The organism is Sphingomonas soli NBRC 100801 (assembly GCF_001591025.1).
GTDB classification, from domain to species: Bacteria; Pseudomonadota; Alphaproteobacteria; order Sphingomonadales; family Sphingomonadaceae; genus Sphingomonas; species Sphingomonas soli.
On sequence record NZ_BCTZ01000011.1, the window covers coordinates 1 to 15,979 of the forward strand.

The window sequence follows — 15,979 nt, forward strand, 5'->3', positions numbered from 1 at the left end:
ATTCAACCTCCGGCGTCGCAAGCGGTCTGGGTTTGGACTCAGAAGTCAGCCGATGCATCAGCGAACCCTTGCCGCCGTCTATCCCGCTCCAATTCCTCGTCACCCCGGGCTTGCCCCGGGGTCCCGCTTCTTCCTGGCGCACCCTAAGCGCATCCCGAGCCGGTGGCCCGGCTGGCCCATCCCATGCGTGCCATGGTCAGCAAAAACAAAAAATAGTGGGAGCCCGGGGTGACAAGGGAAAGTCGGCAATACGCGCGGGCCGCAGTCCACCTGCCCACGTCCCCTCAGCCTGACAGCGCAGGCGCGAAAGCCGCCCGTCAGCTAGCCCCCCTTGCGGGCACCCGCCCCGCACCCTCCGCCCCTTCGTCCCCCCGGGCTTGCCCCGGGGTCCCGCTTCTTCCTCCACCCTCAGTGCGTACCGAACCGCCTGCCCGGCGGCCCCAGCCAAACCCCTTGCAATGTAGGAAATGTTCTGCTTTTGTTCGAGCGAGATGCCATGCCTACGCCCAGACTCCGCCCTCGCCACCGGCCAATCCGGCCCACGGCAAAAGCGCGTCTTGGTGTCACCTTTGTGTAACCTTCCGCGCGCGGCGCGCGGCGATCAGTCTTCTTCGGCGATAGTCACGCGCAGGCCGTCCAGCGCGTCGGTGAACGGGATCTGGCACGACAGGCGCGAATTGGCGTCGCGGCCGGCCGAGCTGTCGAGCAGGTCGTTCTCGTCTTCGCTCATCGGCGGCAGTTTGGCCGCAAATTCCGGATCGACATGCACGTGGCACGTCGCGCAACTGCAGCAGCCGCCGCACAGCGCCAGCACTTCGTCAATTCCGTTCTCGCGGATCACTTCCATTACCGAAAGTCCCGCCGCTCCCTCGACTTCGCGTTCTTCGCCCTCGCGGGTCACGACAATAAGCTTCGGCATGTGATATTCCTCCGGTTCGGGGGACCCATGCCGCCTCTGCCGCTTCGTTTCAAGGACGAGACCGATGGGCCTGAGCGCCGCGCAACTGAAAACCTCGCTCGATGCGCTGGCGGCGATCGAGCCCGCCATCGCGGCGGGGCTGCGCCGCGCGGGCTATCCCGAGCCGCGGCTGCGCGATCGCGGCTATGAAACGCTACTGCGCACGATCGTCGGGCAGCAGGTGAGCGTCGCTGCCGCAGCCTCGATCTGGAAGAAGCTCGAAGCCGGGGTTGGCGACCTGACCGATCCCGCGCGGGTCGCCGCCGCATCGGACGAGACGCTGCGCGCGGCGGGGCTTTCGCGGCAAAAGGCGAGCTATGCGCGCAGCCTGGCCGACGAGGTGAACAGCGGGCGGCTCGATCTCCACGATCTGCCCGCCGATGACGAAGCGGCGATCGCCCAGTTGGTGCAGGTCAAGGGGATCGGGCGCTGGTCTGCCGAGATATATCTGCTCTTTGCCGAGGGGCGGCCAGACGTCTGGCCCGCGGGCGACCTGGCCGTGCAAATCGAGATCGGCCGGCTGCTCGGCCATGCCGAGCGCCCCGGCGAGAAGCTGCTGCGCGAGATCGCCGAACCCTGGCGTCCGCATCGCGGCGCGGCGGCGATCTTCGCCTGGCACCATTACAAGGTGGATATGGAGGTGATCTAGGCGTCCAGCGCCTCCAGCCCCATCGCGATCGCACCCATCGGCCCCGCCAGCGTGCCGAGGCCCGGCGGGCCGAGCCGCCGGTCGAGTTCCCCGGCATAGGCGCTGAGCGAGCCATAGCCACCAATGCTCTTCGCGAGCGACGCGCGGAGCCGATCGAACAGATGCTCGCGCGCCGCGATCACGCCGCCGCCGATCGCGATCCGCTGGGGCGCGGCGGTGACGACCAGATTGTGGAGAAGGCCGGTCAGGTCATGGACGAACAGATCCCATTGCGGCCCTTCTTCGGGCAGCTCCTGCCCCGGGCAGCCGAATCGCTGGGCCAGTGCCGGGCCGGCGATCAGCCCCTCGACGCAATCGCCGTGGAACGGGCACCAGCCGGCAAAGCCGTCGCCGGGCGCGCGGGCAACCCGCATGTGCCCGGCCTCGCCATGCGCGACGCCCTGCACCGGCTTGCCGCCATTGATCAGCCCGACGCCAACGCCGGTGCCGATGGTGATATAGGCATGCGTGCCCAGCCCCTGCGCCGCGCCCCAGCGCGCCTCGGCCAGCGCCGCGCCGACCACGTCGGTCTGGATCGCCAGCGGCCTGGAATAGCGCGCCGCCAGCCGCTTCGTGAGGTCGGTGCCCGTCCAGCCGGGCTTGGTGGTTGCGGTGATCGAGCCGAAGTCCGGCGCGCCGGGATCGAGCTCCAGCGGGCCGAAACTGGCGATGCCGAGCGCGTCGAACTCCCATCCATCGAGCGCCGCCTCCAGCCCCGCGAGCGTGGTGGCCGGGTCGGTGGTCGGCACGGTCACGCGCTTCCGGATGTCGCCGGGGCCAGTGCCCAGGATCGCAACGCATTTGGTGCCGCCCAGCTCGAGGCCCGCGATCAGGGGAGAAGTTGCCATGTCGTCGGGCTAGCCCAAGGCGCGCATACAAAAAAGAGGCCGTCCCAGGACGGCCCCAGTCGCGGAAGATTTTCGCGGAAGATCTGGCAGGATGGCAGCGGCGGCCGGTTACTCCCGGCCGCCACGCCCCCTTTTGCCCGCAGCACCCGTGTCAGAAGCGGCCGCGGAGTCCGATCATCACCTGGCGGCCCGGATTGTAGAGGGTGAAAGCCGCATTCTGGAACTGGAAGTAGCTGCGCTGCTTCTGCTTGGTCAGGTTCTGCACGTCGAGCGTCAGCTGCGGCGCCCATTTCATGTCGAGGATCTCGGCGAAATCGACGCTCGCGGAAAGGTCGAACTGGCCGTAATCGTCGCCGTAAAGCGAGGCCAGCGCGATGCCGTTCTGGTTCGCGCCCGACGAGACCGCGCCGCGATTGAACGTGTAGCTCAGCCGCGCGCTGAGGCCGTGATTCTCGTAATATCCGGTGATGTTGTACGTCACCGGCGAGACTCCCGTGGCTACCGCCGGAGCAGCGCCCGATCCGGTCTGGTCGATCAGCGTCAGGTTCGCGTTGAAGCCGAAGCCGTTCACGCCCAGATAGCGGCCGATCAGGAAATCTAGCGGCTGCACCCAGTTCACTTCCAGGCCGTTGACCTTGAGCGTTCCGGTCGCGTTGACCTGCTGGGTCAGCACCACCGTTGCCGAGCCCGGACCGCCGCGCGAGTTGATCGCGGTCTGCTGGGTCGGCGAAAGCGTGTCATAGGTCACGCCATAGGCCGCCAGCGCCGAGAAGGGCACGGTGACATTGCCGTTGGTAGTGAAGCCGGTCACCGCCTTACGGAAAGCCGTGAAGCCGATATAGCCTTCCGCCCCGGTATAATATTCGAAGCCCAGGTCGATATTAGTGGAAAGGAACGGGCTGAGCGAAGGATTGCCAACCGAGCCGATATCGGCCGAAGGGCTGGTGAACGACAGGCCCGGCAGCATGGTGTTGGGGTTCGGCCGGGTCATGGTGCGCGACGCCGAAGCGCGGACGATCGCATTCTCGGTGATGCTGAACGCCCCGCTCACCGACGGCAGCCAATTGTCATACTTGCTGTTCGTGTAAACGAAGTTGTTGATGTTCGGATAGCAGGATCCATCGCGAAGGTTCGCGCCACCGCCCGGGCAAGCTGCGGGAAGCGGGCCCGCGCCGTCGGGATCGATATTGTTGCGCGGATCGGTGATCGACACGCGCCCGCCGATCGTCTGATCAGTCGCCACATAGCGCAGACCGGCGTTGAAGCGCAGGTCGCCGCCGCCGAGCGGCAGATTGCCGTTGACCTCGACAAAGGCCGCCTTGGTCTTTTCGCGCACATAGCCGCCATTGGCGCCAGTGTTCGAAGAGCCTGCCTCTGCAGCCGCATCATGATATGCGTCATATTGCGACGCGGCCTTGAACTTATCCCAGTCCACGGTGATGAAGCCGCTCGGCCCCGGCCGGAGCACGCCAGAGAGCGCGGCATTGGGGACCAGCGATCCGAGATAGGTGACCGGACCCGCCGCGCCAGCGGTGTAGCCGGTGCCATAGGCCGGATAGGTCGGATAGCCCGCTGGCGCTGCGCCCGGTGCGTTGAGCCCGTTGCACGGCGGCTGCGTGTTCGGCCCCGGCAGATTGACGCTGGGCCGGTTGCCGCACACCGCATTCTGCCACGCCTGGCTGTTGTCGAATGCACGGATGCGGCGCGAGACGTCGTCATAGGCACCGCCAACCTTCAGGTTGAGCCGGTCGTCACCCCAGGTCAGGTCGCCGCGCACACCCTTGGTTTCGGTGCGACGCCGCTCGTCCTGAATGTTCACGCGGCCGCCGGGCCAGCCGAAATTGGCTGGATTGTTGAGATCGATATTGGTCGTCACGCTCGGCATTTCACCGTTCGTGTTGTCGTAGAAGACGGTTACGCCCGAGCTTGCCGGAGTGATGACAAGCACCGTCGGCGATTCACGATGGAACTCGCTCTTGGTGTAATTGCCCTGGAGCTGAACCTTCAGATTGTCGCTGATCTCGTAATCGAAGCCGGGATTGATGCCCCAGAATTTGGTCTTTTCGAGGTGCGGGCGATATTCGAGGAACCACTGCGCATTGGCATAGGTACCCTTGGTCACCACGCAGCCCGTGGCGCAGTCCGCGCGATCATAGGTGGTGTTGAGCGGGATCACCGCGCCGTTGCGGCCCACCCAGTTTATGTCGATGCGTTCGAGCTTGTTGTCCTTCCAGCCATACATGCCATCGACATAAGCGTGGAAGCCGCCGCTCTTGAATTCGAGGCTGGCGATCGCGTTGATCCGCTCCTTGGTGCCGAATTCGTCCATGGGGCGGCCGAGGCGCGGGATGATGCCGTTATCGATCTGGTCGATCGTGGCGCCGGGATTGCGCGCAAGTAGGAAGGCCTGATCGATCGTCGTGCCGGTCGTCAGCCCGTTGCCGGCATTGGCCGGAACCGTGCCGGGGATCGTCCAGTTGCCGCCGCCGGTGGGATTGAGCGTACCGCTGGTGCGCTGCGTGGCGGAAAGATTGGGGTTGGTCCAGCCGATCGTCTCATAGCCGGTGGTACGGACATGGTTGCGCACGCCCGCGACGCCGAGCAGCACGCCGAAATCACCGAAGGTCGCGCTGCCGAGCAGCGAGCCGCGATAGCCCCATTTGTCCGAATTGCTGTTCTTGGTGAGCTGGCCGCCATAGGTGAGGTGCATGCCCGGATTGTCGAACGGGCGGGCGCTGCGCATGTTGACGGTGCCCGCGGCACCGCCTTCCACCATGCTCGCAATGCCGCTCTTGTTCACGGTCAGCTGCGTGAACAGCTCGGTCGGGAACAGGTCTAGATCGACTTCGCGGTTGGTGTTCTGCGCGTCGGTGCGGCCGGTAGAGGCCACCGCCACCGGAGCGCCGTTGAGCAGTACGCGGGTGAAGTTGGTGCCGAGGCCGCGGATGGTGACGTTGAGGCCCTCGCCCGTCACTTCGCGGCTGATCGTGACGCCGGGAATGCGATTGAACGATTCGGCGATGTTGGTGTCCGGGAACTTGCCGATATCCTCCGCAAAGATCGTATCGACGAAACCAGTCGAGTTCTTCTTGGCGTTGGTCGAGCTGGCCAGCGAGGCGCGATAGCCGCTGACGACGATCTCGTCCTCCGTCGGCTCGCTCTGAACCGTGGCGGGAGGATCCTGTGGCTTTGCCGCCTCGCCGGCGGGATCGGGCATTGGCTGCGCAAGCGCGGGCCAGGCGGTTCCGGCAAGCAGCACCGCGCCTAGCATGGCCGCACGGCGCGCAGTGAAATCGGTCGCAGAACGAGTGCGCATAGTCCCCTCCTTTTGGCCTCTTCCGGGCCGTCACAAGCCATCGCAGTGGCGCGATGTTAGCGGTCACATTGGCTATGCTTCGCCGCGGTGGCTGTCAACTCATACATTTGAACCGGAATGGGCTCCTTTATATTCCAATAGCTTATTGCAAGACGCCGGGTGCGAAGAACGAACCCGCACCGCTTGTCTGAGTTTTTTGAAGCGCCCGGCGGGTCGAATCATCGAAGATCCCGGAGCGCTGGCGAGGGTTCGCAGGCCGGCACAGCGAGCCGCACTTGCCCTCGGTACGGGGTCGTCTCCGAATGCGTTCAGAGCGGTACGGACGGTGCGCTGGCGCGTCCTTTCAGCCGCGCGTCAAACGTGGCGGACCGGGCGCCTCGTGCGTGCGCCCCGGGAAATCTCAGGCTGGCATCCCCTCCAGCGCCTCACTGGCGCCAAGCCAGGCCGCCTCCGCCGCCTCGATCCGCACCTCGAGCTCGGCGCGACGCTTCATCAGATCGGTCATGGTCAGCTTCGCGAGCGAGGCATCCGCGGTCGAAGGATCGAACATCGCGCGATCGACTGCGCTGCGCTGCTCGTTGAGCTTCGCCAGCTCAGCCTCGGCGGACTGCGCGGCCTTGCGCAGCTCAGCGCCCTTTTCGCGCGCTTCCGCCGCCAAGCGCCGGGCTTCCTTCTTGTCCGCTTTGGACGCCTTTGGCGCGGCATTTTCCTTGCTCAGCACAAAGGCGATGTAATCGTCGAGCGAGCCATCAAATTCCCTGGCCGTCCCGCTATCGACCAGCACCAGCCGGTCGGCCGTCATCTCCAGCATGTGGCGATCATGGCTGACGATCACCACAGTGCCGGTATAATCGTTGAGTGCCTGGATCAGCGCCTCGCGCGCATCGACGTCGAGGTGGTTGGTCGGCTCGTCGAGGATCAGCATGTGCGGCGCATCGCGCGTGATCAGCGCCAGCGCCAGCCGGGCCTTCTCACCGCCCGACAGCTTGCCTACCTGCGTGGTCGCCTTTGGCCCCGAAAAGCCGAACCGGCCAAGCTGCGCGCGCACCGCCGACTGGCTTGCGCCCTTCATCTGCACGGTCATGTGCTGCAGCGGCGTTTCGTCGCGTTCGAGTTCTTCGACCTGATACTGGGTAAAGTATCCGACGCGCATCTTGCCCGACGCGTTCATCGCGCCTTCCATGGGCGAAAGCTGCGCCGCAAGCAGCCGTGCCAGCGTCGTCTTGCCATTGCCGTTCCGGCCCAGCAACGCGATCCGATCATCGGGATCGATGCGCAGATTGAGCTTCTTCAGGATCGGCGTGTCACCATAGCCGACGCTCGCATAATCGAGCGTGATCAGCGGCGGGCGCAACTCATCGGGGTTCGGGAAATCAAAGGTGAGCGAGGGATCGTCGTGCAGTTCGGCGATCGGCTGCATCTTGGCGAGCGCCTTGACGCGCGACTGGGCCTGCTTGGCGGTCGAGGCCCGCGCCGAATTCTTGGCGATATAGGCCTGAAGATGCTCGCGCTGCGCCTGCTGCTTCTCGCGAGCCGAGGCGATCTGCGCCTGCCGCTCGGCGCGCTGACGCTCGAACGCGTCATAGCCGCCCGGATATAGCGTCAGCTTGCCGCCGCCCAGATGTAGGATGTGATCGACGACGTTGTTCAGGAAGTCGCGCTCATGGCTGACGAGCAGGATCGTCGCGGGATAGGCCTTGAGGAAGTCCTCCAGCCACAGCACGGCCTCCAGATCGAGATGGTTCGAAGGCTCGTCGAGCAGCAGCACGTCCGGCTGCGAGAAGAGCAAGGAGGCCAGCGCGACGCGCATCTTCCAGCCGCCCGAATAGCTGTCGAGCGGACGGTGCTGCGCTTCCTCATCAAAGCCAAGCCCGACGAGGATCTGCGAGGCGCGGCTGGGCGCGGTATAGGCGTCGATCGCCATCAGCCGATCATAGATCTCGCCAAGGCGGTCCGGATCTTGGCTCGTCTCGCTTTCGACCATCAGCGCCGCGCGCTCGACATCGGCGGCCAGCACAGTCTCGAACGGGGTGGAATCACCCGAAGGCGCTTCCTGCTTCAGATAGCCGAGGCGCGCGCCTTTCGGCATGTCCATGCTGCCGCCATCGGGTTCGAGCAGGCCCGCAATGACCTTTACCAGCGTCGTCTTGCCCGCACCGTTGCGCCCGATCAGCCCGATGCGCCCGCCGGGCGGCAGCTTCGCAGTGGCGGCGTCGATGATCGTACGCCCGCCGAGGCGCACTGTAATGTCGGTCAGGTTGAGCATGATGCGGGCGCCCTAGCATTGCTGCGGCGCAGCGTGAAGCGGCGTTTGCCCGTTCCGTATCTGTTCGCATTGCGCTAGACATTCGGAATGGACGCGCCGCCGGTCAGGAAGATCATCCATGTCGATATGGACGCGTTCTTCGCATCGGTGGAGCAGCGCGACGACCCGACGTTGAGAGGCAAGCCGGTGGCGGTGGGCTATCCTGCGGCGCGCGGCGTCGTCGCGGCGGCCAGCTACGAGGCGCGCAGCTTCGGCGTGCGCTCTGCCCTGCCCTCGGTCACCGCGCTCAGGCGTTGCCCGGACCTGATCGTCGTCAAGCCACGCTTCGACGTTTACAAGGCAGTCTCGCGGCAGATCCACGCGATCTTCTCCGAGTTCACGCCGCTGATCCAGCCGCTGTCGCTCGATGAAGCCTATCTGGACGTGACGGAGAATCTGCAGGGCATTCCCACCGCCTGGGCCACCGCGAAGGCGATCCGCGCGCGCATTATGGAGGAGACCGGGCTCACCGCCTCGGCGGGGATTTCGTATAACAAGTTCCTCGCCAAGCTCGCCTCCGATCACCGAAAGCCCAACGGCCAGTTCGCCGTGACGCCGGAAATGGGCGCGGACTGGGTGGAGACCCTGCCCGTCTCCCGCTTCCACGGCGTGGGGCCGGTGACGGCCCGGAAGATGCAGGCGCTGGGGATCCAGACTGGTGCCGATCTGCGCGCGAGGCCAATCGAGTTCCTCCGTCAGCATTTCGGCAGTTCGGCGGAATGGTATCACGCGATCGCGCGTGCAGAGGATCACCGTCCCGTCAATTCAAACCGCGAACGCAAGTCATCCGGCTCCGAGACGACGTTTGACCGCGACCTGACAGATCCGGCGGAAATCGAAGCCGGGGTGCAGCGCATGGCGGAAGACGTCTGGAATTGGTGCGAGAAGAACCAGGCGTTCGGGCGGACGGCGACCGTGAAGGTCACCTGGGCCGATTTCCAGAAATCGACCCGCAGCCGCAGTTTCCCCACGCTGATCGATAGCCATGCGCGTCTGCGCGAAGCCAGCCTGATGCTGATCCGATCGGTCTTCCCGCCGCCCAAGGGGATTCGGCTGGTCGGCGTGACCGTCTCGAATTTCGACACGCCGGTGGAACTGCCACTGTTCGACTAGGGCCGTGCGCTCGGCGACAGCGTTAGGACATGTCCGCGAGATCCTGAAATTGGTCTCGTCACCCCGGGCTTGCCCCGGGGTGACGAAGGGAGGGGGAGCGGTGACGATATCCGAAGGTGGCCGTCCTCTACGAGTTTACGGCCCCTTAATGCGCCGGCGGAAGCTGCCAGCCGCCGCCCAGTGCGAGGAACAGCGTTACCGCCAGATCCGAATAGCGCGCACGCGACTGGGCTAGCAGCGCCTCGGACCCCGCCAGCGAACGTTCGGCGTCCAGCACGATCTGGAAGCTTTCCGCACCCGCCTGATAGCGCAGCCGCGCGATCCGTGCGGCCTCCGCGCTCTGATCGCGCGCACGCGACAAGGTCGCCAAGCGATCAGCCTCGCCCGCATAGCGCTTCAGCGTGCTCTCGGTCTCTTCCAGCGCGCGCAGCCACGTGCCGTCGAAGGTCGCCAGCGCGCCCTCCGCCGATGCTTCGGCCTGCGCGATCCGGGCGCGCGCGGCGCCGATATTGGGGAAGGTCCAGGAGATCAAAGGCCCGATGCCGAAGCGGAACCCCGAACTCTTGAACAGGCCATCGGGGGAATTGGCCGTCGAACCGACCGAACCGCCGAGACTGATGCTCGGATACAGATCGGCGGTGGCGACGCCAATGCGGGCGGTGGCCGCGTGCAGGCGGCGCTCGGCCGCGCGGATATCGGGGCGGCGGGCGAGCAGGCTCGCGCCATCGCCGACCGGCACAGCGCTATTGAGCGTCGGCACGACATTGCAGGCGGCGACTTCGGCGGGGAAGTTCGCGGGCGGACGCCCGGTCAACACCGCCAGACGATACAATGCGGCCTGACGCTCGGCCTCAAGCGCCGGGATATCGGCGCGCGTCTGTTCGAGCAGCGCCCCTGCCCGGCTGGTATCGAGCGCGGTGCCGCGCCCACCCTCAAACAGGCGGCGCGTCAGATCGAACGTGCCTTCCTGTACGCGCAGGCTCTCACGTGCGACGGCGAGCTGCTGACCCGTGGCGCAGGCATCGACATATGCGCGCGTCGTCTCTGCGGCGACGGTGACGCGGGCGAGGTCATACGCCGCCTGAACCGCATCCGCATCGGCGCGACTTGCCTCTATCGCGCGCGAAATACGCCCGAACAGATCGACCTGATAGCCAACGTCGAGCCCGGCATCATAGGTTTCGCCGCGAGGGCCCGAGCCGTTCGCACCGACCGTCGATCCCGCCACCTGGCCATAGCCCACGCTCGCGCTGACCCCGGTCGATGGCAGCCGCGCGATGCGGGTCTCGCGAAGTCGTGCCCGTGCCTCGCGCAGATTGGCATCGGCGACGCGCAGCTCGGTATTGTTCTTAAGCGCCTCGGCGACCAGATCGTCCAGCACCGGCGCATTGAACAGCTTCCACCATTCGGCAGGCGGCTCGGCTGGCACGAACCAAGGGGCGTCACCGCCCAGGAACGCACCCTGGGCCGGCGCCTTTGGCGCGGGCGAGACATGGTTGGGTCCCACGGCGCAAGCGCCCAGCGACGCTCCCGTCAGCAAGAGAGCAAGCAAGCGCTTCATGCGACTTCTCCCGCCGGGGCTTCCGGCGTCTTCTTCTTCCTCCAGCCGCTCAGGGCGCGCATCAGCACGTAGAAGATCGGCGTAAAGATCAGCCCGAACACCGTGACGCCGATCATGCCAAAGGTCACCGCGGTGCCCAGCGACTGGCGCATTTCCTGTCCCGGACCGGTGGCGATCGCGAGTGGGATCACGCCGAAGATGAACGCGAAGCTGGTCATCAGGATCGGGCGCAGACGGGTGCGGGCGGCATGTACGGCTGCATCGAAGCGGCTCATGCCCTCTTCCTCGCCCTGCTTGGCGAACTCGACGATCAGGATCGCGTTCTTGGCGGCCAGCGCGATCAGCACGACCAGACCCACCTGGGTCAGGATGTTGTTGTCCATTCCCCGCAGGTTCACGCCCAGCAGCGCCGCCAGAATGCACATCGGCACGATCAGGATCACCGCCAGCGGCAGGGTGAGCGCTTCATATTGGGCCGCGAGCACCAGGAACACGAAGACCACGGCCAGCACGAAGATCAAGGCCGCGCTGCCGCCCGCCTCCTTCTGCTGGAACGCAAGGCCGGTCCATTCATAGGTATAGCCCTGCGGCAGAGTCTTCGCCGCCAGTTGCTCCATCGTCGCCAGTGCATCGCCCGACGAAACGCCCGGCGCGGCTGCGCCTTGGAGTTCCACTGCGGGGAGCAGATTGTAGCGCACCACCCGCGATGGCCCGGAATCATTGACTAGTGTCGCGACCGACGAAAGCGGCACCATCTCGCCGCTGGACGAGCGCACCTGAAGCCGCCCGATATCGGCGACGTCGTCACGCGCGAACGGCTCCGCCTGCGCGGTCACGCGGAAGGTGCGGCCGAACAGGTTGAAGTCGTTGACATAGGTCGAGCCGATATAGGTGCCGATCGCATCGAACACCTGCTGCGGCTGGACGCCGAGCAACTGCGCCTTGTCGCGATCGACATCGGCGCGAATGCGCGGGGTGCCGGTGTTGAACAGCGAGAAGACCTGGGTGACCTTCGACTCCTGCATCGCGCCGCCCATCATCGCGCCGGTGACGCCCTCGAGCCCCCGATAGCCGGCATTGGCCGAGCGATCCTGCAGCATCATCACGAAGCCGCTGCCATTGCCCAGGCCCTGCACCGCAGGCGGCGAGATGATGAACACGTTCGCGCCCTCGATCTGGCCGGCCAGCGCGCCGGTCAGTTGCCCGGCAAGCGCCTCGGCGGACAGCGCCGAGCCGCGCTCGGACCAGTCCTTGAGCTTGAGGAACATCACGCCCGAATTCGAAGCGACGCTGAAGCTCGAGCCATCGAGGCCGGCGAAGGCCGCACCTCCAGTCACGCCGTCCATCTTGCTGGCGATCTTGTAGGCCCTGTCGAGAACCTCGCTGGTGCGATCGAGCGACGCGCCCGGCGGCAGCTGGACCACGCCGATCAGCACGCCCTGATCCTGCTCGGGGATGAAGCCGGTCGGCGTCGAATTGAGCCGCCAGCCGGTGAGCACCAGCAGGCCCGCATAGATCACCATCATGATCAGGCCCATGCGGACGAAACGTCCGGTCACGCGGCCATAGCGATCCGAGAGCCAGTCAAAGCCCTGGTTGAACTTCTCCGCGCCCTTCTTGATCGGTCGCATCCAGCGGGGGCCGGCATCGGCATCCAGATCGTGATGCGGCTTGAGCAGCAGCGCGGCCATCGCCGGCGAAAGCGTGAGCGACACGACGAGCGAGATAGCTGCCGCCGCCGCGATCGTCACCGCGAACTGGCGATAGAAGATGCCGGGGATGCCGGGCACCAGCGCGGTCGGCACGAACACCGAGACGAGGACCAGCCCGATCGCGATCAGTGCGCCGGAGACTTCGCGCATCGTCTTGTGCGCGGCCTCGCGCGGGGTGAGCCCTTCACGGATATGGCGTTCCACCGCCTCGACCACGACGATCGCGTCGTCGACCACGATGCCCACGGCAAGCACCAGCGCGAACAGCGACAGCGAGTTGATCGAATAGCCGAGCGCAAGCTGTACCGCGAAGGTGCCGACCAGCGCGATCGGAATGGCGACGATCGGAATCACCGCCGCGCGCCACGTCTGGAGGAAGATCAGCACCACGATCACGACGAGCACGACCGCTTCGATCAGCGTTTGCTGCACCGCTTCGACGGAGGCCGCGACATATTCGGTCGGGTTGTACGGAACCGAATATTGCATGCCGGGCGGCAGCGTCTTGCTGATCGCCTCCATTTCGTCGAGCACGAGCTGGGCCGCGGAAAGCGAGTTCGCACCGGGCTGCTGGACGATCGCGAGCGCGATGCCGCGATGGCCGTCGAACGAGCCGCGGATCGAATAATCCTGGCTGCCCAGCTCCACCCGCGCCACGTCCCGCAGCCTGGTGATCGCGCCGTTCGCCGTATCGGTCTTCAGCGTGATGTTGGAGAATTGCTCGACGCTGGTGAGGCGCCCCTGCACATCGACGGGGATCTCGAACGAAGGATTGTCGGTGCCAGAGGGAGCCTGACCCAGCGCGCCGCCGGCGACCTGGACGTTCTGCGCGCGCAATGCGGCGATGATCTCGCTCGAGGTCAGGTTGCGCGCCGCGGCCTTGTCCGGATCGATCCAGACGCGCATCGAATAATTGCCGCCGCCGAACACCTGCACGCCGCCCACGCCCTGAAGGCGCAGCAGCCGGTCGCGGACCTGGGTGTTGGCGTAGTTGCCGATATAATCGACATCGAGGCTGTTGTCGGGCGAAGTCAGCGCGACGATCAACAGGAAGCCCGATTCCTCCTTGTTGACCGTGACGCCCACCTGGCGGACCTGCTCGGGCAGGCGCGGCTCGGCGAGCGCGACGCGGTTCTGCACCAGCACCTGCGCGGCATCGAGATCGGTGCCCGGCTTGAAGGTGACGGTCACCTGGGCGGCGCCCTGGCTCGCGGACGAGCTCATATAGAGCATGTTCTCGACGCCGTTGACCTCTTGCTCGATCGGCGCGGCCACCGTCTCGGCGACGGTCTCGGCCGATGCGCCCGGATAAGCGGCGGTGATCGCGATCGTCGGCGGGGCGATCTCGGGATATTGCGACAGCGGCAGCAGCGGATAGGCGAAGGCGCCGATCAGCGTGATGAACACCGCGATCACGCCCGCGAAGATCGGGCGCTCGATGAAGAAGCTGGAAATATTCACCGCGCGGGCCTCAGCGGCCGACCGGCTGGGCGGTCGAGGACGGCGGCGCGGAAGCCCCAGCAGGCGCGCTCGCGGGCGCGGCCCCTGCCTGGATCTTGCCGTCCTTGGCCTGAACCTTCTGGCCCGGCCTTGCACGCTGGGTGCCGTCGATGATCACGCGGTCCTCGCGGGCGATGCCGCTGCGGATCACGCGCAGATTTCCGAACATCGGCCCGATCTGAACCGGACGGGCAACCACGGTGCCGGTCTTGTCGACGACATAGAGCACCCGGCGCGCAGCATCGGCGATCACCGCGGTGTCAGGCACCAGCATCGCCGGATAGGGCTTCGACGCCTCGAGCCGCAGATTGCCGAACATGCCGGGCTTCAGGAAGCCGCCGGGATTGGCGATGACCGCCCGGGCGCGGATGGTGCCCGCGCCGGCATCGATTGCGTTATCGACGAAATCGAGCGTTCCCGCGTGCGAATAATCGGCTTCATCGGAAAGCTTGACGCGAACCGGCGTGCCGATGCGCGTGCCGGTTTCCTGGCGCTGATATTTGAGCAGCAGCGCTTCCGAACCCTGGAATACGAAATGCAGCGGATTGATCGAAACGATCGTGGTGAGCACGGTCTGGTCTGCGGCAACGGCGTTGCCCGGATCGACGCGGCGCTCGGAAATCCGCCCGCTGATCGGTGCGGTGACGCGCGTAAAGGCAAGGTCGAGCTCGCGAGCGCGAACGACTGCACCGGCCGCGGCGACCTGCGCCTCGGCCGAGCGCAACGCGGACTGGCGCGCTTCCACTTCCTCGGTGCTCGCGGCGCGCGATGCCGCCAGTGTCTGCGAACGCGCGAGCTCGGTGCGCGCATTGGCCAGGCCGGCCTGAGCCTGCGCCATCTGCGCCTTGGCCTGCGACAGGACGGCAAGCGCCGGACGCGGATCCACGCGGAACAGCAATTGCCCCCGCGTCACGAACTGCCCATCCTTGAAATGCGCCGAAGCGAGGAAGCCGGTTGCGCGCGGGCGCACCTCCACATTCTGAACTGCTTCGAAGCGGCCGACATATTCGTCCCAGTCAACGATGTCCTGCACCAGGGGCGTCGCTACGGTGACTGCAGGAGCGGGCGGTCCGCCCTGTGCCTGATCGCCGCCGCCGCATCCTGCAAGCGCCAATAGGAGCGCCGCTGCCGCAACCGTGAGCATCTTTCGTGTCATCAGAATATGTCCGCGTGTGAAGTGTCGCCGCCCAGCCATCCTCGGTGCGTGTCGCTCTGGGGCGGCCTCGACTGCGCCTTCGCTAGGCTGGCTCGCAGCGCCTGTCAACGACTGTAGACATAGCTCCGTCGAGAAAGTCATCGATTGTTGACTTTCGAGCGCGAAAACATAATTTTGATCGATGCTCAGTCCCGTATGCCCTGCTGCGCCGCGCCCCCGCAATGCCGCAGCCACGCGCCAGGCGATGCTGGAGGCCGCCCGCCGCCAGTTCGCGCGGGAGAGCTATGAGAATGTCGGATTGCGAGAGATTTCGCGCGAAGTGGGCGTCGATCCGGCGCTGGTCTGCCGCTATTTCGGCAGTAAGGAAGCGCTTTTCCGCGAAGTGCTGCGCCACCCCGATGACGGCAATTTCCTTGCCGGGGTCAGCGCCGAAGGCGTCCCAGATTACTTCGCCGGACTACTGACCCAGGCGGAGACCCACGATACGGCTGCGAAAACCGAATGGCTGCTCATCGTGCTGCGCTCGGCGGGCTCGTCTCACGCATCGCAGATTGTGCGCGAAACACTGCACGAACGCGTGCTCCGGCCGGTGGCCCGCATACTGGGCGGCGAAGGCGCGGAACTGCGCGCCAGCCTAGTTCTGGCGGTGCTGATGGGCGGCGCGGTGCTGCGCACGATGGGAGTGGAAAGCCTCGAGTGCGAGGATAGCGGCCCGTTGCACGACAAGTTGGTCGAGCTTCTGACGGCGGCGGTGCGCTAGGATCGCTTTCCGCTCGACGGCGTCAGCCCGGTCCCCGCGCTCATGCCACCCTGTTCGCCACG

10 protein-coding genes are annotated in these 15,979 nt (G+C 65.9%); 3 read left to right on the forward strand and 7 right to left on the reverse strand.

Going from position 1 to position 15,979, the window contains the following annotated elements:
* Positions 1 to 601: 601 nt before the first annotated feature.
* Positions 602 to 919 (reverse strand): 2Fe-2S iron-sulfur cluster-binding protein, encoded by a 318-nt coding sequence (locus tag SSO01S_RS07845; RefSeq protein WP_066797806.1) that lies wholly within the window; start codon positions 917 to 919, stop codon positions 602 to 604.
* A 64-nt stretch (positions 920 to 983) separates the two neighbouring features.
* On the opposite strand from SSO01S_RS07845, the gene SSO01S_RS07850 reads away from it, so the two are divergent.
* Entirely contained in the window at positions 984 to 1,607 is a 624-nt protein-coding gene (locus tag SSO01S_RS07850) for a DNA-3-methyladenine glycosylase family protein (protein ID WP_066797809.1), read from the forward strand.
* Here the strand turns inward: SSO01S_RS07850 and SSO01S_RS07855 are convergent.
* The 3 genes from SSO01S_RS07855 to SSO01S_RS07865 form a co-directional block, all read right to left on the reverse strand.
* Positions 1,604 to 2,494 carry an ROK family protein gene (locus SSO01S_RS07855; protein WP_083942910.1) on the reverse strand — a complete coding sequence of 297 codons (891 nt, stop codon included), beginning with the start codon at positions 2,492 to 2,494 and terminating at the stop codon, positions 1,604 to 1,606. The genes SSO01S_RS07850 and SSO01S_RS07855 overlap by 4 nt on opposite strands.
* 151 nt (positions 2,495 to 2,645) lie before the next feature.
* Positions 2,646 to 5,810 (reverse strand): TonB-dependent receptor, encoded by a 3,165-nt coding sequence (locus SSO01S_RS07860; RefSeq protein ID WP_066797811.1) that lies wholly within the window; start codon positions 5,808 to 5,810, stop codon positions 2,646 to 2,648.
* Positions 5,811 to 6,210: 400 nt separating this feature from the next.
* On the reverse strand, positions 6,211 to 8,076 hold the full coding sequence (locus tag SSO01S_RS07865; protein WP_066797813.1) for an ABC-F family ATP-binding cassette domain-containing protein: 1,866 nt from the start codon (positions 8,074 to 8,076) through the stop codon (positions 6,211 to 6,213).
* Between the two features lie 87 nt (positions 8,077 to 8,163).
* On the opposite strand from SSO01S_RS07865, the gene dinB reads away from it, so the two are divergent.
* A complete protein-coding gene (dinB, locus tag SSO01S_RS07870) occupies positions 8,164 to 9,228 on the forward strand; it encodes a DNA polymerase IV (RefSeq protein ID WP_066797815.1) in 1,065 nt (354 codons plus the stop codon).
* A gap of 145 nt (positions 9,229 to 9,373) precedes the next feature.
* Here the strand turns inward: dinB and SSO01S_RS07875 are convergent, their stop codons facing one another.
* The 3 genes from SSO01S_RS07875 to SSO01S_RS07885 are packed head-to-tail and all read right to left on the reverse strand — an operon-like array spanning position 9,374 to position 15,157.
* Positions 9,374 to 10,789 carry an efflux transporter outer membrane subunit gene (locus tag SSO01S_RS07875; protein ID WP_066797818.1) on the reverse strand — a complete coding sequence of 472 codons (1,416 nt, stop codon included), beginning with the start codon at positions 10,787 to 10,789 and terminating at the stop codon, positions 9,374 to 9,376.
* Positions 10,786 to 13,962: an efflux RND transporter permease subunit gene (locus SSO01S_RS07880; protein ID WP_066797820.1), complete on the reverse strand. Its 3,177-nt coding sequence runs from the start codon at positions 13,960 to 13,962 to the stop codon at positions 10,786 to 10,788. Before SSO01S_RS07880 ends, SSO01S_RS07875 begins: the two co-directional genes overlap by 4 nt.
* 10 nt (positions 13,963 to 13,972) lie before the next feature.
* On the reverse strand, positions 13,973 to 15,157 hold the full coding sequence (locus tag SSO01S_RS07885; protein WP_066797823.1) for an efflux RND transporter periplasmic adaptor subunit: 1,185 nt from the start codon (positions 15,155 to 15,157) through the stop codon (positions 13,973 to 13,975).
* A 181-nt stretch (positions 15,158 to 15,338) separates the two neighbouring features.
* On the opposite strand from SSO01S_RS07885, the gene SSO01S_RS07890 reads away from it, so the two are divergent.
* Positions 15,339 to 15,917 (forward strand): TetR/AcrR family transcriptional regulator, encoded by a 579-nt coding sequence (locus tag SSO01S_RS07890; protein ID WP_083942911.1) that lies wholly within the window; start codon positions 15,339 to 15,341, stop codon positions 15,915 to 15,917.
* Positions 15,918 to 15,979: the final 62 nt, after the last annotated feature.